This window comes from Wukongibacter baidiensis, from assembly GCF_050888315.1.
In the GTDB taxonomy this organism is placed as follows: Bacteria; Bacillota; Clostridia; order Peptostreptococcales; family Caminicellaceae; genus Wukongibacter; species Wukongibacter baidiensis.
Window position 1 is genome coordinate 1,152,150 of sequence record NZ_CP138202.1, and the last position, 25,040, is coordinate 1,177,189.

Sequence of the window (25,040 nt, forward strand, 5' to 3'; positions counted from 1 at the left end):
CATAAAAAATTTAAAACTCTGCTGCGTCCTTTTGACTCTAAGACCTCCATCAAATGTCAGGCGTACAGTTCTGGTATTCCTTCGAACTTGATGAAAGCCTTAGAATTCAAAATTACTTGCAACCTTTCACACTTTTCATGAATAATTAGGGTTAAAATTGCCAATTTATATAACTTGAAGCAATATTAAGAACTTTATTTCGGTTGCCATAATAATCATTTTCTATATAGGGTGTAACTTTATTTCAATTGGTTTGACCGCCTACGAAAGCAATATGTTTTCTTATAGCGTACACTTTTAGGGTTATCGCCGCGCTTTGTACCTTTATCACGTACATCTTTTAATTTTAGTATACTACAAAAGATAAATAAGCAACAGATAAAAAAACAAAATTTTCAGTCTATTTCGCAAAAACTAATGACAGACTTAAAATTAGTCTGTCATATCGTTGCAAATTTTAGTTTTCTTTTTTATTGGCTGCTTTGCTATATGATTCTAGTTTCTTTTCAACAGCATCTGATATTTCCTTAAATTTTCTATCTGTTAATATCTCCATACCTTCTTCAATGGATGATACAGAATATATACTAAACTGTCCAGTCCTAACTGCTTCAATCACCTCATTATTCAAAACTAAGTCATCAACATTTTGAGCAGGAATTATTACACCTTGTTGACCCGTTAATCCAAAGTATTTACATATATTATAGTATCCTTCAACTTTTTCAGTTATTCCTCCTACAGGTTGAATCTCACCTTTTTGATTCACTGATCCAGTTACTCCAAAATTCTGCTTAATTGGTATATTGGAAATACTAGATAGTATTCCATATAGTTCTGTACTTGAAGCACTGTCACCGTCTACCCCATTATAGGATTGCTCGAAACAAATTTTCGAGGTTATGTTTAAAGGTTTGTTCTTACCAAACTTTTCGTTTAGATATCCTTCTAAGATCATAACTCCCTTGTCATGTATATTTCCGCTAAGCTCCACTTCTCTTTCAATGTTAATGATACCCTTAGTCCCGGCGTAGGATGATACCGTAATAACAGTCGGCCTTCCAAATACATAATCACCAGTATCAAGTACCGAGAGACCGTTAATCTTTCCTACTTGACTACCTTTTACATCAATAATAATTTTCCCATCCTGATATAATTCATCTATTCTATCTTCAATTCGGTTATTTCTCTTTCTTTTTTCCTCTATTGCTTTCTGTACATTTCTTTCTGTGATATACCTGTTTCCTTCATAATTTGCCCATGCATCGGACTCTATCAAAACCTCTGTGACTTTATTAAATCTAGTTGATAGTTTTTTCTGGCTCCCTGCAATTCTATTGCTATACTCTAAAACTTTAAATACTCCTTCTTTTGTAAAATGCTTTAAATCTTCCTTTTCACAAAACGAGTTGATGAAACAAGCCATTTTGTACTGGTTCTCAAGGTTATTTTCCATGATCGAATCAAAATCCACCTTAATCTTAAATAGTTTATGAAAATCCTCATCGTACTGGTAGAGTAAACTATATATATATGGATTGCCTATTAGAATCACTTTTACGTCTATCGGTATTGTTTCAGGATCAAGAGTGGCTAAATCACTTATTCCTAGTTGATGTCTCAAACTTTCAATTTTAACTTCTTTATTATATAGAGCCCTCTTTATGGCAGTCCACGCATGTTGATTTCTTAAAAGCTCCAATGCATCTAGTATTAGGTATCCACCATTTGCTCTATGAATAGCACCGGATTTAATCATTGTAAAGTCCGTTCTAAGTGAGCTATTTTCACTTTCATATTCTATGACTCCTATAAGATTGTTGTAGGTTGGATTAGTTTCTATTACAACTGGAACACCTTCTTTTTCGCTATTATCTACAATAAGATTGACATAATACCTTGGTGCAAAGTCCTTTACATCGGTATTAATTGATATATCTTCTTCAGCAATAATTTGAAAGTCTGATACATTTTCAATTACGTCCTCTTCTACTTCTTTTACATATTGAGTAACCTTATCAAATTCACTATACTTCTCAGCCATACTCTCAATACTAGGTTTAACAATAAAATGAGCTGTCATTTTTTGAAAATCATGTAAATTTTTCTTTGCTTCCTTTTCAATCACCTTTACTTTTCTGAGTATCTCAAGAGCCTTTAATTGTATTGCTTCTGCATTTTTCTCATATTCGTTCTTTTCTTCTTCACTTAGAAATTCATATTCTTCATCACTAATCTTTTCTCCATCTTTTAGTGGCACAAATACTAAGCCCGTTGAAACATTTTTTATTTCAAATCCTAGTTTTTTACTATAATCAAATAAATAGTCTAGAACCTCATTCTTCTCATCCTGGTATTTCTTCAATATGTCATTTTTTCTTTTTTGATATTCTTCGCTAATAAAAGCCTTTGGAACTTCAGATATTAATTCCCTAACAAAGAAGTCCATATCCTCTCTAAACAACCTTCCCATACCAGCGGGCAGTCTAATTTTCTTAGGTTTATCTGGTTCTTTAAAATTGTTAACATAACACCAATCAAAATTACCTCTTTCTTTTTTTGCATTTTCTCTTACTTTAGAAATACAATAGCTAGTTCTTCCTGTACCTTTTATTCCTGATATAAAAATATTATATTTTGAATTTTTAACTTTCAATCCAAATTCCAAGGCCTTTTCTGCTCGTTCTTGGCCAATTATACCGTCGAAGTTATCTAAATCCTTGGTAGTTTTAAACTTAAAATACCTTGAGTTGTAGATTCTTTTTAATTTATGATAACTTATTTTATTTTTTTCTCTCACAGAATTCCCCCTTTAATGGAAGTTATATTCTATAATATTCAATAAACCGTCCTTTGCTTCCATAAATTTCGGAGAATTTTGTGTATATTTTTATTTTCAATACTTATCCATTACTTGAATGTATAGTTTTTTTAGGCTCTTCAGAGAATTTACTTTTACTTAGATTAGAGGTTATAAAAGAGAAAAATAGAGACCTTTGGACATAAAATTCCTCTTTTTTGTTAGATTTTTCTTCGAGAAGTGAACTCAAAAAATAGAAATTGCTAGGCTCTCTTTAAACCTAGCAATTTTCTCTACAAATAGTAACTGTACAATTTCTTAATTTCATCAATAATCTCAGATTCCTCTTCTTTATTCAGATACTCATCTAGAATTTTCTTTCCCCGTTCCTTATCTAGACGCATAATTGCCCAAGCTGTATATTTCCTAATCATCACAGAAGGATTATTTAAATACTCAACTAAGTTGTGAAGGACCTCCTTCTTTCCGGAATTACCAATGGCAATTATGGCATTTCTCTTAATAATTCTGTTGCCTCTCCAACTTAAGGCTGTCTCACCAAATTTTTTCTTAAACTGCTTATTTGACAGTTTTAACAATTCTAACAAATCGGGCTTATAGATTTCACTTTCTGGTACAAAGTCCTTGCAAGACGTTGTTATACCTTTATTGTATGGACAAACCATTTGACAGATATCACAACCGTACAGGCTATTTCCCATTTTCTCCCTTAGTCTATAATCAATATCATCCTTAGTCTGGGTTAAATAAGATATGCACAGTTTTGAGTTATATTGATAGTTTTTCATTATAGCATTAGTTGGGCATGCTTTAATACACTCATTACAGTCTTTACAGCTGATATTTTCTTCATTAGAAATCATATCAGCAGCTTGTGATTCTAATAGTATGGTGTCTTTATTTACTGCTTCCAGCTCTAAATTGCTTAATATATATCCAATAAAAATCCAGGAACCATGGTCCTTGGATATAATACAATTATTCTTTCCGTACCATCCTATTCCTGCCTTATAAGCTAGATGTCTATCTACTAAGGGTCCCGTATCTACATAGTATTTAAATTCGAAATTGCTTTCATGTTTCGTTATATACTCTGATAAGTTTTTCATTCTATCTCTTAATACATTATGATAATCTTTTCCCCATGAACTTCTAGATATTTTCCCATGGAGCTTTGCCATTGAAGTAGCTTCAACATCTTCTTTCTTCACATAATATGAGATCCCAACTACAATTATGGTTTTGACGTCTTCAAATGAAAGCTGCGGATTAATCCTTTTCTCAATATCCTTTTCTTCAAATCCAGACAGAAATCCTTTAGCTTCTCTTTCCTTAAGAATTTCACTTAAATCATGATAAACCTCGGCCTTAGTAAAGCCAATTAAATCAATATCTATTTCCTTGGCATATTTTATTATTTTCTCTTTCGTAATCACCTAAATCACCGTTTATAGCCGCTAGATAAATAAACTAGCTTCTAGTATTTTTTATAGATATATAGATTTAAAACTCATTAATTCTATATAAACCTAGACAGTTTATTTTACCATATAATCAATTAGCAACATAGTTATAAATCCAAATATAACTCCAAAGGTGGCTTTCATTTGATTGCCATTGCAATGACTCTCTGGAATTAACTCATGGGATACAACATAGTACATTGCACCAGCCGCTAGACTAAATATAAATGCCATATAATTCTTAAGGAAGTTACCAATCACAACCCCCAGTACTGCTCCAATCGGTTCGCCTATTCCGCCTAGAAATCCAAAGGCGATTGCTTTTGGTTTTGAATATCCTTTTTGAAGAAGTGGCGCAGAGACTACTAATCCCTCTGGAGCATTCTGAACAGCGATAGCTATCGTCATAACTAATCCTATTGAGTTTTTTTCTGAAGTGTAACCTATACCAATTGCCAACCCTTCAGGAATGCTATGAATTATTATAGCGGAAAGAAGTAACATGGTTTTCTTTATAGTCTCATCTTTGAAGTCTATTATTTTAAGCTTATCTAAATGAATATGAGGAACCGAAACCTCTACTATTGCCATTATAACCGCACCCGTCAACAATCCTAATATTACCTGAATAATATTTTTTTCCTTCAGTGCCGGTAGTATCAGGCTAAAAGAACTGGCAAATATCATTATTCCCGCCGCAAAACCTAATAGAAAATCTTCTAGAGTTTTTGTTATTCTTCGAACAAATAATAGAGGCAAGGTTCCTAGTCCAGTAACCAGACCTGCAATCGTGCCAGCAATCAATGCCTTCAAATAATCCACTCCCTATTTTATGGTTTACTACTATTATGGGAAGGAATGCAGTATTTTATTAAAAAAAGAAAAAAGAGGTGTCTCAGAATGGCGAATTTCTGAAACACCCCGGGGTCTGGGCTCATAATAAACCTTTATGAGACAGCACCTATAAGTTATTTGATCCATATTTTAAAAGTTTTATCTCTCTTTGATGTCCTTCAGCTTCATTTGGAGTTTCGAGAAATAATGGTATTCCTTGCAATTTAGGATGATTAATAATGTTTAGGGTTGAGTCTAATCCAACGCTTCCTTCCCCAATACATGCGTGTCTGTCCTTCCTACTATCTAATCCATGCTGACTATCGTTTAAGTGTATGGCCCTTAATTTATGAAGACCAACTTTTTCATCAAACTCCTTTATGACCCCATCCAAATTATCAACAACGTCATAGCCAGCAGAATAAACATGACAGATATCAAGACATACTCCGACCTGTTCATTATAATTAACTCTATCAATAATACGCCTTAGTTGTTCAAACTTATAGCCAACCTCTGTACCCTTACCGGACATAGTCTCTAATAGGAGCATGGTATTCTCATCCCCCTGTAGAACCTCGTTTATACCTTCTGCTATTCTTTCAATACCATAATCGATTCCTTCTCCTAGATGATTACCCGGATGCATAACTATATATTTACAATTATCTAAGTATGAAAGTCTTGCAAAGTCATCCTTCAATAGATTTTTAGCTAATTCCCATGTTTTATCCTTATTTGAAGCAAAATTATATGTATAGGGTGCATGAGCTAATAGAGGTCCAAAATCATGTTTTAGGCACAATTCATCAGCAATTTTTATATCCTCTAAGTCTAGTTTTCGAGCTTTAGCACCTCTTGGATTTCTCGTAAAAAACTGAAATGTATTTGCTCCAATACTGATTGCCTGTTTTACTGTAGCCTCGTAACCCTTCGCTATCGACAAATGTGCACCTATATACATTATTTCATCTCCTTAATATTATTCCACGTTAAAACAAGGTCTTTTATAATAGATTTATAATTTCCTATATCTTATAAACTTACCCCATTATTTTAAGAATAAACAACAAAAAATAAAATGCTGATTAAATTAATTATCAGCATTTTTTTATTATATAGTATGCTATTTTAAAATAAAATGAAATCCTAGAAATACTAATCCTATCAAAATTGCTACAAGGAAAAATACTGGCATTAAGACCTGAAAAGCTGCAATAGTCATTGCTAGAATATCCTTCCAACCTACGTCTAAAGGTTGCTCCTTATATTCATCCTCCAATTGCTTCTCTCGCTTTTCTACCCATTCCTTATGCTTTTTATTGCGCGATGTGACACGCCACAAAGTGTTTGTCTCCTAAATCTCTAAATTCAGGCACTTTCTCTTTACATATAGCCTGGGCATAAGGGCAACGAGTATGGAATTTACAGCCCGATGGAGGATTTACGTTACTTGGTATATCACCCGTTAAAATGATTTGTTGCTTTCTAGCCTTTGGATTAGGAACTGGAATAGCAGATAGTAAAGCCTGAGTGTATGGATGCTTTGGACCAGCAAATAAATCCTTTTTACTTGCAAGCTCAACTAATGAACCTAAATACATAACTCCAACCCTATCACTTATATGTTTTACAACACTAAGATCGTGGGAAATAAAAAGATAAGATAATCCAAGTTCTTCTTGTAAATCCATCATTAAATTTAGTACCTGAGATTGAATAGATACATCTAAGGCTGATACTGGCTCATCGGCTACAATAAACGATGGATTTAAGGCAAGAGCTCTAGCAATACCAATTCTTTGTCTTTGGCCACCTGAGAATTGATGGGGATAACGGTTTACATGATAGCTTGCTAATCCACACGTTTCTAAAAGCTCACTTACTCTTTTTTCTAGCTCTTTTCCTTTTTTCATCAATCCATGTTGAACAATTGGCTCACTTATTATCTGTCCAACTGTCATTCTTGGATTTAGCGAACTATAAGGATCCTGAAATACTATTTGCATATCTTTTCTAAGCTCTGTTAATTCACCTTTGGATGCATTGGTAACATCTTGACCTTTATAATAAACTTCCCCAGCAGTTGGTTCGTGAAGCCTAAGTATAGCTCTACCTGTTGTAGATTTACCACAACCAGATTCACCAACTAAGCTCAGAGTTTCTCCTTCATTGATTACAAAGGAAACATCATCTGTAGCTTTTACATAACCAACAGTTTTCTTGAAAAAACCACCGGTTACTGGAAAATATTTTTTTAGATTTTTTACTTCTAATAACGCCTGCCCCATTATCTCACCTCCTCAGCTACAACAAAACAACTTACCTTATGACCTTCTGCTATTTCTTCTAATACTGGCTTTTGGTTTTTACACTTTTCTACAGCATAAGGACATCTTGGTTCGAAGTAACACCCTTCTGGTAAATGAAGTGGATGTGGAACCATGCCCTCTATACTATCTAATCTTTCTTTATCACCTTCATCGTCAAGGCTTGGGATTGATTTCATTAGTCCCATTGTATAAGGATGCTTTGGATTTTCAAACAGCTCTTCAACTGGAGCATCCTCAACTACCTTTCCACAGTACATTACTATAACGTGGTCAGCCATTTGTGCTACAACTCCTAAATCATGGGTTATAAGCATAATAGCCGTTCCTAATTTTTCTTTTAAATCATTCATCAGTTTCAATATTTGAGCCTGAATTGTAACATCAAGAGCTGTTGTAGGTTCATCAGCTATTAATAAGCTAGGCTGACATGCCAATGCCATAGCTATCATAACTCTTTGACGCATTCCTCCACTTAGTTGGTGAGGGTAATCATCAACAACTCTTTCAGCTCGAGGTAGACCAACTAGTTTAAGCATCTCAATGGCCTTATTTCTCGCCTCATCCTTAGTCATATCTTGATGGAGTATTAGAACCTCCATTATTTGCTCACCTATCTTAAAAACAGGATTTAGTGAAGTCATAGGCTCCTGAAATATCATAGAAATCTCATTTCCACGAATCGTCTGCATTTCCGCTAAAGACTTATCTAATAGGTTATCTCCTCTAAAGGCTATAGTTCCCTCTACTGTCTTTCCAGGTTCTTCTACTAGCTGCATTACAGACATTGATGTAACACTTTTCCCACTACCTGATTCTCCAACTATACCTAGGGTCTCACCCTTTTTAATTTTAAAGTCAACTCCGTCAACTGCTTTAACAACGCCTTTATCTGTGAAAAAATGAGTTTTTACATTTTTTACGTCCAATAAATACTCTGCCACTTTTATCCCTCCTAACGATTTGATTTTGGATCAACTGCATCCCTTAAGCCGTCACCAATCAAGTTGATACTCATTACGGCAATGAATATACAAAGCCCTGGTGGTACCCAAAGCCATGGCATATTCTTCAAAACGTGGGCTCTTGTTGCATATGTAACCATATTTCCCCATGTTGGTATAGGAGGAACTACTCCAAGGCCCAAGAAGGATAGTGCAGATTCAGAAAGAATTGCTCCTGCAACACCTAGGGTTGCGTTTACAATTATATATGCAAAGGTGTTTGGTATAAGATGTCTAAATATTTTACGAGCATCTGATAATCCAAGGGCTGTAGCAGCCTGCATAAACTCCTGCTCTCTAAGGGTAAGTATTTGTCCCCTTATCATTCTGGCAAGACCTGGAAACCTTAGAACACCTATAATTATCATAACCATATACATTTTATTTTGAGGCGAAACCCGCATTCCGACAATTGCCGAAAGGGTTATGGCCAGTGGTAAGAATGGGAATGAATATATTATTTCGGCAAAACGCATAAGTATATTATCTACCCATCCACCATAGTATCCAGAAACTCCTCCAAAAAATATTCCTAAAATCAAAGAAACTACAACAGAAAATAGACCAACCTTAAGGGAAATTCTACCTCCATGTAATATACGTGTAAAGTAATCCCTACCTAATTCATCTGTTCCAAGTAGATGTTTTGCACTTGGAGCCTGTTCAGCACTTAATAGGTCTACCGAATCCCTTTCATATGGCGTTAAAAAGGGTGCCAAAAGAACTAATATAATCAATATTGAAATCGCAACCAAACCAAAAATAGCTAATTTATTCTTTTTAAAGTTGTCCCATACCATTTGCCATAGGCCGACAACCTCTTGTTCCTTATTTTTTTCATTTACATCAAGCTTTTTAGCTGTATCTGCTTTCATGCCTTATCCCTCCTATTCTACCTTTACTCTTGGGTCTACTAAAGCGTAACCGATATCCTGTAGGAGGTTACCCATAAGCATAAGTAGAGCAAAGAACATATTAAGAGTCATTACAACGTTATAGTCTCTCATTATAACGGCTTCATATAATACTCTACCTATTCCTGGCCAAACAAAAACTTTCTCTGTAATAACCGACCCTGTAAATAGAAATGGTATCCAAATACCTATCAATGTTACTATAGGTATCAAGGCATTACGGAAGGCATGCCTATATATTACAACTTTCTCACTTAAACCTTTTGAACGTGCTGTTCTTATGTAATCCTGCTTAACAACTTCAAGCATACTATTACGTATATATCTTACTAAGCTAGCTAAGCTTGAGATAGTCAGAACAAGGGCTGGTAAAACCATATGCTTTCCTACATCTAGAACATACTCTAATCCAGTGTAATTAGCTCCAGCCGTGACCATACCACTTATAGGGAATAACTTTAATTTTACTGCAAGACCGAAAATCAATAATAATCCGAAGAAGAATGAAGGCATCGATATACCTATTAGGGAAAATACTGTCCAAAAATTATCTGTTCTAGAGTACTGCTTCACCGCACATATTATCCCAATAGGTATCGAGACCCCAAAGGCAAGAATAAAAACAACTATATTAATTAAGAATGTATTCCAAAGAAAATCTCCTGCCACTTCACTTACGGGCCTTTTGTATTGTATAGATTCACCGAAATCTCCAGTAAGCATTCGTTTAAACCAGATAGCATATTGTACATATTTAGGTTTATCAAGTCCTAGCTTTACTCTAAGCTTTTCTTTTATCTCTGGTGCTACTTTGCTATTTACCCCTAAATAGGCTTGGATTGGATCACCAGGCATAGCCTGTACTAAAGAAAAAAGTAATATCGAAATAACAATTATTACTGGTATCATTTGAAGTAATCTTCTCAAAATATACTTTAGCAATACATCTCCTCCTTTTATTACATTTTTTTAACATTTTCGAGTTAATTGAATAATGCCCGGTAAAAACCGGGCATTATATTTAGTTTTAGAAATCAAAAATCTTATTCTTCTATAGACATATTAACTATATCGTTTGACCAGTTGTAAATTGCAGTTGGGCTATAACCCTTAACTCTATTGTTTACCATATCAGTATAAAGGTTAGCATAAAGTATTAATATAGGCATTTCATCATTTATATTAAGTGCCCACTCTTCATACATTTTCTTAGCTTTTTCTATGTCAAACTCTTTTCTGATATTTTCTAACAATTCGTCATTCTTTTCATTTCTAAATTGAGCTGTATTGTCTCCACCAGGTACATCGTACTTAGAATGCCATGCACTATATAGATCATTAGCAGGGTCAGGAGTATAGTATGTAACTGCCATACTGTACATATTGAAGCCATCTCTTTCATCATAAACCTTAGTCATTAATGAGTTAAAGTCCATCATACCAATCTTTAATTCTACACCTATTTTCTTATAGTTGTCTGCCATTAGACCAGCAACCATTTCCCACATTTCCATGTCAGATATTGAAGCTATTTGAACAGAAAGTTTTTTACCATCCTTATAACGGAAACCATCGTCGCCCATTTTCCAACCAGCTTCATCAAGTAATTTACCTGCTTCTTCTGGATTGTAGTCATAGCTTATAAGCTTTTCTTGAAGTTCTTTAGTGTATCCCCAAGCAACTTGGTTGATCGGTACATCTTGAGTCTTAGCTAGACCCTTGAAGAATGCATCAACAAACGCCTTACGATTGAATCCATATACTAAAGCCTTACGAACGTTCTTATCATTTGTAGGTGCTTCTTGAGTGTTAAACTTAAGATAACCATAGCCTGATCTTGGATATTGATAGAAGTCAACAAATCCAGAATCTTTAGCTGCAGCAAGCTTGTCAGGATCAATTTCCCCAGCTATCATATCAATTTGCCCAGCTATTAATTCCTCAGTTTGAGTAGCATCTTCAGTCTTCTTGATTATAACCTTTGGAATCTTAGGCTTATTTTCATGGAAATAGTTTTCGTTTATAGCTAACTCAACAAATTGACCAGGTTCAAAATTCACTAGCTTGTATGGACCTGAACCTACTACTTCATGCTGCTTAGCTTTTATATCTACAGTCTTTCCCTTTTCGAAACCATAGTAGTGTTCAGGAATAATGTATAGTTGACCTACAAAGTTCTCGATATTCGTTCTTAATGCTTCGTTAAAAGTAAAAGAAATTGTATGCTCATCAACTATTTTTATACCTGACATTGTCTTAACTTTACCGGCTTCATCATCATTGTATTCTTTGAATCCAACCATTTCTTGAACAACAGCAGTATGACGACCATCATAGCTTGGATCTGCTATTGTATTATAAGTAAAAGCAACGTCCTTAGCTGTAAGTGGTGTTCCATCAGAGAACTTCACATCATCTCTTAAGTGGAATGTAAATGTTTTCTTGTCCTCTGAAACATCATAACTCTTTGCAACAACAGGTTCTATTTCACCCTTATTGTTATATCTTAGTAAAGGACTGAAACATAACTTCATAACATATGCATCTGTAACAGTTGAATTATATGTACTTATAAATTGTCCTTTAAATCCACCGCCATCGCCTACTACAAATGCATCACTTGATTTTCTAGTTTTTGCTGGGTTTGGAGCTGTTTCATCACTCTCTTGCTTTTGAACATCACCTGCGTCTTTACTACCAGCTTCACTTATTTGATCAGCAACTTGTTTTTCCTCTCCCTGAGAAGCAGTATCTGTTTGCTTAGAACACCCTGCTAAAGCTAATGTTATTGTTAAACAGAATACTAAAACTAAAACTATTGATTTTTTTAACACTTTAAATCCCCCTCTTATTAAGTATATTAACTAAGAAACAATCAACTTTACTTAACTTCTCCAAAATCCCCCCTTTCAAAATAATTTGTCAAATGTTAAAATCCACTGACAAGAGTCGACAAATTAATTTATATGTATAATTTTATTTATATAGCTAATTACACAAACCCCATTAAACTTATAAATAAAAAAATATAGCAGGTTTTGATTAAATCAGTGGATTTGATTAATAGATTTTTGAGAAATGATTTATAATAAATACCTATGCAAATTGCATAAATTCATTATGCAATTTGCCTTAATATTACTTTTTATCTCTTACCCTCGGTATCATAAGGGATGATATGGAGTATCGCTTTGTATCTGCTCTATTTTTATCCTTCTTATCTTGTAAGAATTCTCCATATACCGATTCTAATCTGTTTTGCAGTTCAGTTATTTCTTCAAGGGTCAAGTAATAATCATAGTAATAAAGGAATTTTTTAGGATGTTCCTTTTCATTCGCAAACTCTACAGCCTTATAAAAATCCTTTGAAATACTTTCAAATATTGATATTGATGCCTGTTCAAAAGATTCTAATGCATTATTTTCCCCTGAGTTTAATATATTCCTATCGATCACAAATTTTCTTGCCGATGGCATATAATATTTTTCTACTATTCCAAGCTTAACCTTTTCCTCAATAAGCTCAAGTATCCCAACCTTTAGTAAGGTTTTGATATGATAATTCACCTTTGCATGGGGCTCGCCCATTTTATCAGCAATTTGCTTCGCTGTGGCTGGCGCTTCCTCAAAGGATTCAATTATTTCCAACCTATAGGGGTGAGCAATAGCCTTTATTTGCTCTAATTCTCTTAGTACCAAAATATCCTTCATAGAAAAAACTCCTTTTTTTAACGACTAAACTTATTGTAAATAGTATGTCTAACTGTCTAACAATTACGAATTTTTATATATATTATAATATTTTTACGACGACTAGTCAATATATGGTTGCAAATTATAATACTTCCAAAATAAAATAAGTAATATCATCGTCAAACTCTTGCTTCATATTTTTTAATTCTTTTGAAATTTCTTGATTAAGTATTTCAATATTATTATTCTTATTCCGCCTTAAAATATTTATTAGTTCTTCTTCATTTAATGTGGAATTCTTTTGCATATCTGTTAATCCGTCGGTATAGAATATTATTTTATCCCCTTCACTCAGCTGTATTTTAGCGCTTTCGTATACAGGAGTGAAGAACTCACTAAACTGACAAATCGGAAATCCCTGACTTTTATCCAAGAATTCATACTCTCCTGTTCTTCTGCTTAGAATAGGATAGCAGTTCATTCCTGCTGAACAGTATGTTAGCACTTTGCTCTTTATATTATAGGTTGCAAAAAAAGTTACTATATGCATTTCTTCTGGAAAATTTAACTTATTAAATTCTTCATAAAAATGTTTAAGGTTTCTATGGGGCTTCAAGCCTCTATATCTCTTTATTAACCTTTCGTTAGATTTTATATTGTTTATACTGAACATAGTCAGTAGTGCTGCAGGAACACCATGTCCCGTAACGTCAAGTATGTACATTCCAATGTTATCCTTATCTACTTCAAATATGTCATAAAAATCACCGCTGAGTTTTTCACAAGGTATGTATTCTGATCTAAACACTATGTTCTCAAAACACATTTTATTAGGAGGAAGTAATGATTGTTGAATAACCTTAGCATAGTCTAGTTCCATGTTAAGCTTTTCATTAGCTTCTCTAAAGTCCTTTGTTTTTATATCTACTATTTTCTCCAGATTATTAGCATAAAGTTCTACTTTACCCTGGGCATCCTTAAGTTTCAAATACGGTAGATCAATATTATATTTAAATATTGAATAATATATCAAATAAAAACCTACTGTCTTATAAATGTGGCCTAGGAGATTGAAAGTATCAAAGGTATTTCTATAAAGTGTAAATAAGGCTTCACTAAATGTCATAAATATGAGACCTGAACACAAAATCATAAGATACTTATTTAATGTAGCTCTATACTCCCTCATAAAATATGATATAGCTGCTATTTGCAAGGCCATAACTATATATTCGAGATTTATTTTTAAATCTGTCAGTCCTATTCCATCGATAAACAGTGCAGGTATAATCTCAGTTTTACATGTTACAATATAAATCAAAATGAAAGTTAAAAATGTACAGGAAAATAGAATGCATTTTTCATTCAGTCTAACTTTCTTCTTTCTAGGTATAATAGAGGATGTAAACATTCCCATTGCCATAATTAATCTAGCTATAATCCAATATATAACCGCCATCTCCCTTGAACTTGGAGCAAAGGTATTTGGCATACCATCAAATGATAGGGCATGTAGAAAATCCAGGCAACCTACAATAAAGAAAGTTATTGCTAATACTAATAGTCTTAGTCTTTTTTGATGCTTATAGGAATGGTAAGAATTATTAAAGATAATATATGCAAATATTACACTGAAGAATTCTAATAAAGTATGCCAGGTTAGAAAATTAGCGACATTAAAGATAGTATAGATTTCATGCTCAAAAACAACTGAAGCAAAAAATACTAGGGAAGTTACAAGAAGGGTTATTGCAATATACAGATAATCATTACTAATTTCAAAAGATCTATTTCTTTTTTCCAAGATCATAGCACCACTCCAGATATAAATATATTTTTAAGACTAAAATAGTTTTCTCGTTTAATGAAACAAGTACATAATTTTTTTTATATAGTATTAAATTCTACAAAATTCTATGATTATCCTGCTTTTTTATCATATGAAAAAAAGAACTGTTCTCATAAGTAATTCCATGAGATCAGCTCTTTTTGATTGCAATCAGCTAGATTTCAACCTTATTGTGAAGCACATGACGGAAATTATATTTATCCACAGTTTTAAGAAGTTTATAATTTCCTATTGTGTTATAAAAGAACCTATACATTCAAAATCATTTGGTATACTATATTTACTTAGTGAATCTTTAGGACTACCTACTCTCCATCTTCCAGTTATTCCAAATGTATCAGCTAAAAGCTTTATATAGAGCATTATTATACCACAGTCTATTTTATAGTAATTGAGCTTTCTTTTTCTTGTCACAAATTTCTCTTTTTTACAGAAAATCAACAGGCTTTCTCCATCTATTAGAAATCTCCATGGCTGCTTGTTTCCCCATGAAGGTGATAATCTTGCATAATCGAGAATTTTAAGATATTCAGACTCTAGTTCAGTTTTTCTTTTCCTATAGTTATGCCATTTATCAAAGGTGATAATTTCATTTAACTCTTTTCTTTGTTTTTCATTATATTTTTCAGCTTTTATGAATTTCTCTATTAGTGATGCTTTCTCGTATCCCAGTGGAGTAAATACTAAAGCTTTATAACCTTCCTTAATATCTAATATTTTACTCATTTTATCAGTACCAAATAAAAGTTCCATCCAGCATGTGGAAATACCAAATTCATGAGCTTTTATCATAAGGTTCTCCATCCTGTAACCTATGTTTTCTAAAAATCCATTCTTATCTTCGCTAACCGCTACAATATAATGTGGAGCGTCAAAAACCTTTCCAAAATATCCTGCATGACCTCGGATTTTTTTCGAGAATTGGTGACCATCAACGATCAACTTGAATTGAACATCTATGTCATTGTATAAAGCTGCTGAGTTTGCTCCATGCATAATGATCTTATTAAGGATTTCCACATTAACTTCATTTTGAAGATAATTTCTTACAGATTTTCTGTTGTTCAAGATGGAAATAACATTCATTTTGTACCATCCTTTATTTTAAAATATACTCAACTTTAATTCCCTAGATAGATCCTCTAAAATCTTAACACCTGCAATACTATTTCCCTTAAGGTCTAAAGCCGGACCAACAACTCCTATACCCATTTTATTCGGAACAGCACACATTATTCCTCCACTTACTCCACTTTTTGAAGGAATTCCAACATTAATTGCATATTCTCCCGATGCATCGTACATACCACAGGTTACCATAAAGGTCTTTACTATTTGAGTTAAATGCATAGGTGCAATATTTTTTCCGCTTTCTCTATCAAAGCCTTGATTAGCTAGGAACATTCCCATATTTGCAACATCCTCACAAGTAACTTCAATGGAACATTGTCTAAAGTATAAATCAAGTATTTCCTCGACATCACCTTCTAATATTCCAACGTCCCTTAAAAAGTAGGCTATCGAGCGATTTCTGTCTCCTGTTTTCTTTTCACTTAAATAGACATCCATATTGATATCAAGTTTTGGATTTTTTGATATTTTTCTAAACAGGTCCAAAATTCTAGAAAATTTCTCTTCCTTGGTTTTTCCCTTTATCAAAGAGGTTACTGCAATTGCACCTGCATTGATCATTGGATTTAGTGGCTTTGAAGGATTCAAAGTTTCTAATTTTACCATTGAATTAAATGGGTCACCAGTAGGCTCTTTGCCTACCTTTTGGAAAACTGTCTCTTCTCCATTATCTAGCAAGGCTAACAATAAGACAATTGGTTTTGACATGCTCTGTACTGTAAATCTTACCCCATAGTCACCGGCTCTATATACTTTTCCTCCGGTATCAACCATTACAACTCCCAATTTTCTCGAATCCATCTTACTAAGTTCTGGAATGTAATCTGCTACTTTTCCATGATTCACCCATGCTCTATTTTCTTCAACTAACTTATTTAATAAAAGCTGCATATTCTTCAACTCCTGTTCGACCTAGATTAGCTCTGCAACTTTTACTTTAAATTATTGTAATATGCTAGTCAATTTAAGTTTTCTTAATATATAGAATGTACTCATAAATCTACATTTTGATTTTCTGAATAGCCAATACTTCAAGGCAACTCAGGGAATCAAAATGTGATAGATTTATTGCACTTTCTATAACTACTATTCTACAAAACAGCTTCCTCCTATAAACTCCTTAAGGATAGATGTTTGTAATATATTTTTCTCATCATCAATTGATTTGAAATAGCTTAAGAATTTCAGCAACCTCTTTGCCTCAGCATATTCTGGCTCTTTATCACTGATTTCTTTAAGTAGAGGATTAGCATATTTCTTTAAGGCGGCCAATTCGTAGACTAATGCAGAATTGAACATAACATCTGCTTCCTCTTGAAATGGAAATATGTTTCTCTCTTCTCCTCTTCTAACGGATTTCCATAATCTAAGTGTTGTTAATGCAGAGTGTCCTCTATACTTGCTGTCCCTGACAATTCTTCTAACAAGTCTTGTGTCAGTAGTAGGTATTCTATTATGATTATCTATATTTAGCTGAGTTAAAGCACTTATGTATATTTTAAATTTCTTGTCATGGGGAACATCACTAGTTAGTTTTTCATTCAACCCGTGGATACCTTCAATAATAATTGGTTGATCTTTATGTATTTTAAGCTTATTACCTCTATATTCTCTTGTTCCAGTTATAAAGTTGAATGTTGGAATTTCGATTTCCTCGCCCTGAACAAGTTTTGTAAGGTGTTCATTAAACAAATCTACATCAACGGCTTCTAAGGCTTCAAAATCATATTTTCCTTCTTCATCTCTTGGTGTTAATTCTCTATTCACAAAATAATCATCTATTGATAGTGTAACTGGATTAAGGCCATTTACTTTAAGTTGAATTAAAAGCCTTTGAGCAAATGTAGTCTTACCTGAAGATGAAGGTCCAGCAATTAGTACAACTCTTTTATTCTTTTTTGTAATCATATCAGCAATTTGAGCAATCTTCTTTTCATGTAGAGCTTCTGCCACTCTTATGAGCTCAGGATACTCGTCCTTCTCTATTACTTCATTTAGGTTTGCCACATATCCAACATTAAGTATATTTCCCCATATCTCTGCTTCTCTAAGGATAGAAGCAATTTTAGGTTGCTCTTTGAACTTTGGTATTTCATTTGGCTTTTCCTTCGTAGGAAACTGAATAATTATGCCAGGCAAATAAAATTTCAATTTAAAGTTTTTTAGGTATCCTGTGCTAGGAACCATATAACCATAGAAGTAATTCTTTAGCCATCCACAGCTATAAATATTAATAGTATCCTTTTCTCTATACTTAAGTAGTTTTTTCTTCGCATCCATATCAAATTTCTCAAAGATCTTTTCTGCCTCTTCTTTTTGTATGCTTCTTTTTTCCAATGTCACATCTTCTTCGATTATCTTTTTCATCCTAGCTTCAATGGCTTCTACTGTATCTTCATTTATTGGATTTTCATGCTTAATTTCACAGTAAAGACCTTTACTTAATGAATGTTCTACACTAACTCTACATTCTGGTAGCAACTCCATTGCAGCTCTAATGAATACAAAGGATAGGCTTCTTTGATATATCCTCTGTCCAATAGAAGTTGTCAGGTCAACAAACTCAATTTCAGCATCTTCGTTTAAAGTAAATCCTAATTCCTTTAAGTTATTATTGACCTTAGCCGCTACAACCAAAGCATCATATTCATTTTGTACCTTGTTTTTAACTTCTTCTAAGGTGACCCCCTTATTAAACTCCAATGTAGTTCCATCCTTTAAAGAAGCTTTAATCCTGTTTTGATTTGTCATCTACTATTTCCCCCTATATTTTATAGTCTAAAGCCAAAATCCATATTATTCATAGAGAATTCAAAACTCATTATATATATTTTTGAGTTTTCTATGAATAATCTGGATAAATCTAATATATTAAGTATATACCACTTTTTATTCGATAAAAAACTAAAAGTCCCTGCTCAGCAGGAACTTTTAGGCTGATGACAAACCCAAATTTCTTCGTTATTGCTTAAACCAAGAACCCTTACGTATGTCTATATACGCTGCGGTCTCTTGGTTTAAGCACGCCTCGAACTTCAGATTTGTCAACAGCCTCCCATCTTGCCGACTTTGTCAACAATCTGAAATGGGTGTCTCAGAATGACGAATTTCTGCGTTATTTAAAATTCAGTCGACTTGGCACGTACGCTAGTACTAGCCAAACCGCCTGAATTTCAAACCCTTGAACTTCATTCATTCTGAAACACCCCGGAGCTGAACTCATAAGATGCCTCTGTGAGACACCCCCTTTAGCTATTTCATTTGTGAGTTAGGTTTTGAAATATCGCTTAAAGCATCTCCGGCCTCATTCACATAGATGTTTTGAGTGGCGAAATCTCCAATAGCTACTATTCCTACTAACTTCCCATTTTCAACAACTGGAAGTCTTCTTATTTGCTGCTTAGCCATCATGTCTGCTGCTTCATGTACATCTGTATCTGGGGAAACTGAAACTATTTGAGTAGACATAACTTCCTGTGCCTTGGTATTATTTACATTACTTCCCTCTGCTACAGATCTTAAAACTATGTCTCTATCAGTAACTATTCCAACTACATTCTTATTATTATCACATACTGGTATTGATCCGACATTTAGGCTTTTCATGTTTTGAGCTACTTCTGCAATTGATGAATTTGCATCGGCAGTAGTAACATTTGTGGTCATCAAGTCTTTTACTTTCACTTTCATTCCTCCTAATAACAATCGATTTATACACATATTTTCAGTTGAGCAAATTGCATAATTACCATCTAAAAAACTTACTAATCTATATACTCTTAAAATCCCAAGGGCTATACCACCAAAATATGCTCCATTTTAAATAATTAAATTAAGGATAATATTCGCATATGCAATTCTGCCAAGTTAGAATTATGCAATTGCCTCAATTACATATATCAATTATAGGATTTGCATTTATTCAAAAAAATAAACAAAAAAACCAGAGAAAGTCTCTGGTTTATTTTGATTACATAACTATAAATATTCGATTTGCTAAATTATTTAACTTTTCCTATCTCATTAAAGGGAAACAGCCTCACTAATACTTTACCTATTATAGTCTCAATATCTACATTTCCAACTCTTGGATCTCTACTATCTAAGCTGTTTTGTCTATTGTCCCCCATTACAAAGACTTTTCCTTCCGGAACCTCAACCTCTACATCTCCTGAAGTAAAATCACCATTTATATAACCTTCGTTTTGCTTCTCACCATTTATATATGTTACACCATCTTTTATAACCACATTATCACCTGCAACAGCAACAACACGTTTTATAAGATCCTTTTCCTTCCCATCATCAGTTTTTAAATGGGATTTAAAAACTACTATGTCGCCTCTTTCAGGCTTATGCATCATATATGGAATTTTATTAATTATTAGGTAATTATTCGGTTCTAACGTTGGATACATTGATTGTCCTTTGACCAAGGTAGGTCTTATAAATGTTGTAATAACGAGGGCAATAACAACTGCTACTACAATTGTTTTTATCCACTCAAAAATTTCCCTAGCCATAATAGCATCTTCCTTTCAACTTATACAAATATATTCTAACACTAATACTTTTTATGTACAATACTTTACATTTATCGATTGACTATTATCATAACCTATACGATGTAGTTCTTTCTTTATAAAATCGTTTATTGTACTGTATTTATAGCTTTCTACTTTTATGTCTAATAGATTTAGACAGGATTTAAAATCATCTATTATATTATATGGATTTCCGTAGGCTCTCGTTATATCTTCTCTACTTACACCTCTAAATCCATGGCCTACTATGGAACTGTTCCTAAGTTCTATTAGACTTGTCATCTTTTCAGAGTTTAGTAGTCTAACTATATCTACATATCTCTTTTTCTCATTTAGATATTTATTAACATAGGTACTTATTGCATAAATAAGATTTGAATTAAATATCTTATATTTTTTTCTAAGTATCTTTAATATTCTTTTTTTAGACATGGCATCAATTAAAAATGAAAATCTAGTTCTATTTATATGCTCTTTTACAAAAATGTATTTCAAAATTGCTTCCTTAAATCTATATACTCTTCCCAAAAAGTCAATGTATTCCTCATTAACTATTTGGAACTTTATATTCTCAATCAGTTCAGAAAATATTGCATTTGGATCTCCATTTATTAAGTCCTTAAGATTTGCTCTGAGCTCCGCTATCTTTTTTTCATCTTTTTTTTCATTGGATAAATGCATAAGTATATTATAAGCAGTTTCAAAATCAAAGTTAACCGCATATTTACAGGATTTAATAATTGTTGCCACATCAGTATTTTCAAGCCCTTTTTCATTAAGTATATCTAGAGCTCCACCGTAATCATATCTATCAATTAACTTTACTATTACATCATATGATTTAATCAACTAAAAAGTCATTCCCTTCAAAACATTTTTGATCGTACTATGTAGACAGTTTCCCAATAATGTTTTCTATTTCATTACTTTTCTTAACAAAACTCTTATTTCCAAGTACTAGTTTATATGCATGTAGCACTTGAGTCGTAATATTTTTAACCTTTTTTCCTCCATATTTTGTATCACCAATAATAGGATGCTTAATATTACTAAGTGATGCTCTTATTTGATGAGTTCTTCCCGTGAGTATTTCTACTTCTAAGAGAGTAAAATCACCATAGTATTCTAAAGGCTTATATTTTGTATGTATAAACCGACCTTTTTCATTATAATTCTTTTCACTAATTTTCACAATATTTTTTTGGGAATCCTTTGTAAGATAACCCTTTATTTCTCCTTCTTTACTAACTTTTCCATGTACTATACACATGTAATATTTCTTTATTTCCCTTTTTCTCATCATTTCATTATAGTTCTTCAGCGCTTCATATGTCTTACAAAATATTACTAAACCACTAGTATTTTGATCTAATCTATTAACTGATGCAGGCTTGAAAGTACGACTCTGATAATCCTTTAAATAGGATTGCACCCTTGTTGACAATGTCTTTTTATATTCTTTCTTATCGGGATGGGTTAAAAGGCCCTTAGGTTTGTTTACTATAAGTATTTCATCATCCTCATATACTATATCTAAATTTACATTCTTAATAACTTCATGTTTCTCATCTTTAATTAACTTATTAAATGATTCATCGGATAAAAAAATTTGAATAACATCATCTTTTTGTAGAAAATAGTTTTCCTTCTCCCTCTTACCATTTATCTTAATGGCTTTTTTTCTTAATAATTTATAAATATTTGTTCTTGATGAGTTATTTAGATATTTTAATAGAAATCTATCAAGCCTTTGTTTTTCTTCATTTTCTCCTACGATTATTTCTCGCAAATAATTCACCACTTTCTCTTCTCTATATTCTATACCAATCAAGTAACCTTAATTTCAGCCATTATATAATCATCATAATATTCAAATCCTATTTTTTCATAGGCATTCTTTGCTGGCTCGTTTGTTTTGGATACTATCAGTGCAGGAGTCTTACCTTTTTCTATAATATTTTTACATAGCTTCGAAACAATAGCTTTTGCATATCCATTTCCTCTGTACGCTGGCAATGTATATACTCCTTCTATCTGGTTAATTTTAGAAGTTGTGGTTTTAATCACAGCTTGAGCCACTACTTTATCTTTGTCTAGTAGATATAAATATTCTTCCTCGCCAATTCTTTCATATACAGAGTTTTTGAGCTCATTTACAGTTTTAGGCTTTCTATCGAAAGCCTTTTCAACCTCTATAAGAAAATCAACGGTCTTAAAAAAATCAAAATCCTTTGCCTTAACAATTTCATTATCAACAGGAAAATCTTGAAAGTTTTCGCCACTTAATATCATATAATTGCAATCATCGTAGGAATACCATTCAAATGTTCTTTCAAGCTTCTTCCATAGAGGTTCAATCATTTTCTTCACACCAAATATATGTTTAGGTTTATATTTTTTTACAGCTTTAAGTAAAACAATCTTATTCAGTATTCTATCGTCTTCATAATGGCAGATGAAACTCCCCATATTTGTAAAAGAAAATACGCCTCTTAGACCACCATCATTAAAATATCCATAATAATCTCCATTCCTCTTTTGAAGCTTATTATTTTCCAAACCATATTTTTCTATATTTCCTATAATAAAAGTACTCTCAATATGATTTTTTTCTAGATAATCCATTACTATATTTATATCCTGATTCTTTAACAGCTTGAAATCCTCCATAATTATGCCTCCCAAAATTACTACATACTGAGAATAAACATCTTCACAACCAATAACTACACTCTTCTAAGGATCTGTTGTATCGATTTTTTCGTTTACAGAGCTGGTTTTTCTCTCAAAAAAAAGACCTACAATAAATTTTACCATACATAGAATTATTCTATGAATTTTTCTTTATACCTTCTACAAATTCTTTAAAAAAAATGTATTAATTGCTCTATTGAAAGTTAACTAGCTTTTATGATATCCTTTAATTAGTGGAATTGAAAAATATGATATTTTTTCACATTCCTTAGAAAAAATTGTAGTTTAGGGGGAGATTTTGGGTGCTAGAAAAGCTAAAGGATTTTTTTTATGATTTCAGTGATACTTTACTTAGTCTAACTATTATTTTACTTATGGCTTTAGTTATAACATGGAAGCTATCCGGAGCAATGAGTATAGCTATCTTTGATGACAAAAGTGATGTACAAGCAGTAGTTAAGGCTGAAGATCCAAAAGTTGCTGAAAAAGATGTAGTGAATGTTGACAACAATATTCCACAAGAAAATACCAATCAAGAGAGTAACAATGAAGAAAATAAGACTCCAGAGAATATTACTGAACCCCCTACTAAGCCCGATAATAATGTCGAAGTGGTTAATGTAGAATCAAAGGATATAAAGGTCGAAATACCAAAGGGTAGTACAGGTAGCAGCATTGCCGCGATATTATTGGAAAAAGGATTAATTTCAAGTAAGAAGGAATTCCTTGATAGAGTTGAAGAAAAGGGTCTTGCTCCAAAGCTTCGCTATGGAGATTTCACTGTAAAGTCTGGTAGCTCTATAGACAAAATAATATCTATTATAACTGGTGTTAGTTAAGTACTAAGTTTTAAAACTTTCTATAACTAACCTCTAAACTAAATTATAATGATTATAAAAGTCCAATTTCAGAAGTATCTGAAATTGGACTTTTTGTTAGTTGTTTTTATGATTCAAGGTACTCCCCTTCAAGATGTCTAATTCTTCATCGGTCAACTCTCTATATTCGCCTAAATCCAGTTTTTCATCAAGCTTTAAATCTCCCATTGCTACTCTTTTTAAATATACAACTTTCTTGTTCCGTGCCTGAAACATTCTTTTAACTTGATGAAATTTACCTTCATAAATTGTGAGCTGGATTTTTGAAATATCTCCACTTTCTATAATTGCTAATTCCGATGCTAATGTTTTATACCCATCATCAAGGACGATTCCTTCTTTAAAGGCTTCTATATCTTCATCATTTACCCTTCCTTCAATATGAGCGTAGTACGTCTTTGGAATGTGTTTCTTTGGTGATAGCATTTCATGTGACAACTTACCATCATTAGTTAAAATAAGCATTCCCTCAGTATCTATGTCAAGTCTTCCCATAGGAAATGGCTCAAATGGTAAATACTTTTCTTCCAATAGATCGATTACAGTGCTGTGATTTCTATCATATGTAGCAGATATTACATCTGCCGGCTTGTTCATCACTATATATACATATTCTTTATATTCCACTTTTTCCCCATTAACTTCAATTACACTTTCATATGGATCTACATGTATAGAACTCTTTTTAACAACCTCACCATCTACCTTTACAAGCCCATTTTTGATATGTTTTTTTAGATCCTTTCTACTTCCATAACCCATATTGCCAAGTACTTTATCTAATCTCATCTTCTTCAAAGTAATTACCTCCCGAATATCTTATATTCAGCCCGAATTATTCATGAACAATCCAGATTAATGTATATGTAATATTATTTCTAT

22 protein-coding genes are annotated in these 25,040 nt (G+C 32.8%); 1 reads left to right on the forward strand and 21 read right to left on the reverse strand.

Features of this window, described 5'->3' with window-relative positions; genetic code table 11:
- Positions 1 to 457: 457 nt before the first annotated feature.
- The 20 genes from R9X47_RS05515 to R9X47_RS05610 all read right to left on the reverse strand — a co-directional run bounded on the left by R9X47_RS05515 (position 458) and on the right by R9X47_RS05610 (position 23,256).
- Positions 458 to 2,803, reverse strand: a complete 2,346-nt coding sequence (locus R9X47_RS05515) for a Lon protease family protein (RefSeq protein WP_432665730.1) — start codon at positions 2,801 to 2,803, stop codon at positions 458 to 460.
- A 293-nt stretch (positions 2,804 to 3,096) separates the two neighbouring features.
- Positions 3,097 to 4,260: a tRNA epoxyqueuosine(34) reductase QueG gene (gene queG, locus R9X47_RS05520; protein ID WP_432665731.1), complete on the reverse strand. Its 1,164-nt coding sequence runs from the start codon at positions 4,258 to 4,260 to the stop codon at positions 3,097 to 3,099.
- Positions 4,261 to 4,362: 102 nt separating this feature from the next.
- Positions 4,363 to 5,100 carry a ZIP family metal transporter gene (locus R9X47_RS05525; protein WP_432665732.1) on the reverse strand — a complete coding sequence of 246 codons (738 nt, stop codon included), beginning with the start codon at positions 5,098 to 5,100 and terminating at the stop codon, positions 4,363 to 4,365.
- A 148-nt stretch (positions 5,101 to 5,248) separates the two neighbouring features.
- The gene (locus R9X47_RS05530) at positions 5,249 to 6,088 is read right to left on the reverse strand and encodes a deoxyribonuclease IV (protein ID WP_432667586.1); all 840 of its coding nucleotides are present in this window, start codon (positions 6,086 to 6,088) and stop codon (positions 5,249 to 5,251) included.
- 159 nt (positions 6,089 to 6,247) lie between these two features.
- Positions 6,248 to 6,466 (reverse strand): hypothetical protein, encoded by a 219-nt coding sequence (locus R9X47_RS05535; protein WP_432665733.1) that lies wholly within the window; start codon positions 6,464 to 6,466, stop codon positions 6,248 to 6,250.
- Entirely contained in the window at positions 6,441 to 7,412 is a 972-nt protein-coding gene (locus tag R9X47_RS05540; protein ID WP_432665734.1) for an ABC transporter ATP-binding protein, read from the reverse strand. The genes R9X47_RS05535 and R9X47_RS05540 overlap by 26 nt, the downstream gene beginning before the upstream one ends.
- Complete coding sequence (locus R9X47_RS05545) at positions 7,412 to 8,395, reverse strand: ABC transporter ATP-binding protein (protein WP_432665735.1); 984 nt, start codon at positions 8,393 to 8,395, stop codon at positions 7,412 to 7,414. Before R9X47_RS05545 ends, R9X47_RS05540 begins: the two co-directional genes overlap by 1 nt.
- Positions 8,396 to 8,406: 11 nt before the next feature.
- Positions 8,407 to 9,330, reverse strand: coding sequence for an oligopeptide ABC transporter permease (opp4C, locus tag R9X47_RS05550; RefSeq protein ID WP_432665736.1), 924 nt, complete (start codon positions 9,328 to 9,330; stop codon positions 8,407 to 8,409).
- Positions 9,331 to 9,342: 12 nt separating this feature from the next.
- Entirely contained in the window at positions 9,343 to 10,311 is a 969-nt protein-coding gene (locus R9X47_RS05555; protein ID WP_432665737.1) for an ABC transporter permease, read from the reverse strand.
- Between the two features lie 101 nt (positions 10,312 to 10,412).
- Positions 10,413 to 12,203, reverse strand: a complete 1,791-nt coding sequence (locus R9X47_RS05560) for an ABC transporter substrate-binding protein (protein WP_432665738.1) — start codon at positions 12,201 to 12,203, stop codon at positions 10,413 to 10,415.
- A 304-nt stretch (positions 12,204 to 12,507) separates the two neighbouring features.
- Entirely contained in the window at positions 12,508 to 13,080 is a 573-nt protein-coding gene (locus R9X47_RS05565) for an ArsR/SmtB family transcription factor (RefSeq protein ID WP_432665739.1), read from the reverse strand.
- Between the two features lie 124 nt (positions 13,081 to 13,204).
- Positions 13,205 to 14,872: an MASE3 domain-containing protein gene (locus tag R9X47_RS05570; protein WP_432665740.1), complete on the reverse strand. Its 1,668-nt coding sequence runs from the start codon at positions 14,870 to 14,872 to the stop codon at positions 13,205 to 13,207.
- Positions 14,873 to 15,139: 267 nt separating this feature from the next.
- A complete protein-coding gene (locus R9X47_RS05575) occupies positions 15,140 to 15,997 on the reverse strand; it encodes a nitroreductase family protein (protein WP_432665741.1) in 858 nt (285 codons plus the stop codon).
- A gap of 18 nt (positions 15,998 to 16,015) precedes the next feature.
- A complete protein-coding gene (gene glsA / locus R9X47_RS05580) occupies positions 16,016 to 16,933 on the reverse strand; it encodes a glutaminase A (protein WP_432665742.1) in 918 nt (305 codons plus the stop codon).
- 195 nt (positions 16,934 to 17,128) lie between these two features.
- A complete protein-coding gene (locus R9X47_RS05585; RefSeq protein ID WP_432665743.1) occupies positions 17,129 to 18,793 on the reverse strand; it encodes a nucleoside kinase in 1,665 nt (554 codons plus the stop codon).
- A gap of 501 nt (positions 18,794 to 19,294) precedes the next feature.
- Positions 19,295 to 19,732 carry a CBS domain-containing protein gene (locus tag R9X47_RS05590; protein WP_432665744.1) on the reverse strand — a complete coding sequence of 146 codons (438 nt, stop codon included), beginning with the start codon at positions 19,730 to 19,732 and terminating at the stop codon, positions 19,295 to 19,297.
- A 311-nt stretch (positions 19,733 to 20,043) separates the two neighbouring features.
- The gene (lepB, locus tag R9X47_RS05595) at positions 20,044 to 20,565 is read right to left on the reverse strand and encodes a signal peptidase I (RefSeq protein WP_432665745.1); all 522 of its coding nucleotides are present in this window, start codon (positions 20,563 to 20,565) and stop codon (positions 20,044 to 20,046) included.
- Between the two features lie 51 nt (positions 20,566 to 20,616).
- Positions 20,617 to 21,435, reverse strand: coding sequence for a hypothetical protein (locus tag R9X47_RS05600; RefSeq protein ID WP_432665746.1), 819 nt, complete (start codon positions 21,433 to 21,435; stop codon positions 20,617 to 20,619).
- Between the two features lie 37 nt (positions 21,436 to 21,472).
- Complete coding sequence (locus tag R9X47_RS05605; protein WP_432665747.1) at positions 21,473 to 22,384, reverse strand: RluA family pseudouridine synthase; 912 nt, start codon at positions 22,382 to 22,384, stop codon at positions 21,473 to 21,475.
- Positions 22,385 to 22,413: 29 nt separating this feature from the next.
- Positions 22,414 to 23,256 (reverse strand): GNAT family N-acetyltransferase, encoded by an 843-nt coding sequence (locus R9X47_RS05610; protein ID WP_432665748.1) that lies wholly within the window; start codon positions 23,254 to 23,256, stop codon positions 22,414 to 22,416.
- 326 nt (positions 23,257 to 23,582) lie between these two features.
- Between R9X47_RS05610 and R9X47_RS05615 the strand changes: the two genes are divergently transcribed.
- Complete coding sequence (locus tag R9X47_RS05615) at positions 23,583 to 24,119, forward strand: hypothetical protein (RefSeq protein ID WP_432665749.1); 537 nt, start codon at positions 23,583 to 23,585, stop codon at positions 24,117 to 24,119.
- A gap of 96 nt (positions 24,120 to 24,215) precedes the next feature.
- Here the strand turns inward: R9X47_RS05615 and R9X47_RS05620 are convergent, their stop codons facing one another.
- A complete protein-coding gene (locus tag R9X47_RS05620) occupies positions 24,216 to 24,947 on the reverse strand; it encodes a pseudouridine synthase (RefSeq protein WP_432667587.1) in 732 nt (243 codons plus the stop codon).
- Positions 24,948 to 25,040: the final 93 nt, after the last annotated feature.

What these genes read in the sequence shown, in the direction of transcription:
- R9X47_RS05540 (WP_432665734.1), bottom strand. Translation starts at nt 7,412, where the DNA reads ATGGGGCAGGCGTTATTAGAAGTAAAAAATCTAAAAAAATATTTTCCA.
- opp4C (WP_432665736.1), bottom strand. Translation starts at nt 9,330, where the DNA reads ATGAAAGCAGATACAGCTAAAAAGCTTGATGTAAATGAAAAAAATAAG.
- R9X47_RS05565 (WP_432665739.1), bottom strand. Translation starts at nt 13,080, where the DNA reads ATGAAGGATATTTTGGTACTAAGAGAATTAGAGCAAATAAAGGCTATT.
- R9X47_RS05570 (WP_432665740.1), bottom strand. Translation starts at nt 14,872, where the DNA reads ATGATCTTGGAAAAAAGAAATAGATCTTTTGAAATTAGTAATGATTAT.
- R9X47_RS05575 (WP_432665741.1), bottom strand. Translation starts at nt 15,997, where the DNA reads ATGAATGTTATTTCCATCTTGAACAACAGAAAATCTGTAAGAAATTAT.
- glsA (WP_432665742.1), bottom strand. Translation starts at nt 16,933, where the DNA reads ATGCAGCTTTTATTAAATAAGTTAGTTGAAGAAAATAGAGCATGGGTG.
- R9X47_RS05585 (WP_432665743.1), bottom strand. Translation starts at nt 18,793, where the DNA reads ATGACAAATCAAAACAGGATTAAAGCTTCTTTAAAGGATGGAACTACA.
- R9X47_RS05590 (WP_432665744.1), bottom strand. Translation starts at nt 19,732, where the DNA reads ATGAAAGTGAAAGTAAAAGACTTGATGACCACAAATGTTACTACTGCC.
- lepB (WP_432665745.1), bottom strand. Translation starts at nt 20,565, where the DNA reads ATGGCTAGGGAAATTTTTGAGTGGATAAAAACAATTGTAGTAGCAGTT.
- R9X47_RS05610 (WP_432665748.1), bottom strand. Translation starts at nt 23,256, where the DNA reads ATGGAGGATTTCAAGCTGTTAAAGAATCAGGATATAAATATAGTAATG.
- R9X47_RS05620 (WP_432667587.1), bottom strand. Translation starts at nt 24,947, where the DNA reads ATGAGATTAGATAAAGTACTTGGCAATATGGGTTATGGAAGTAGAAAG.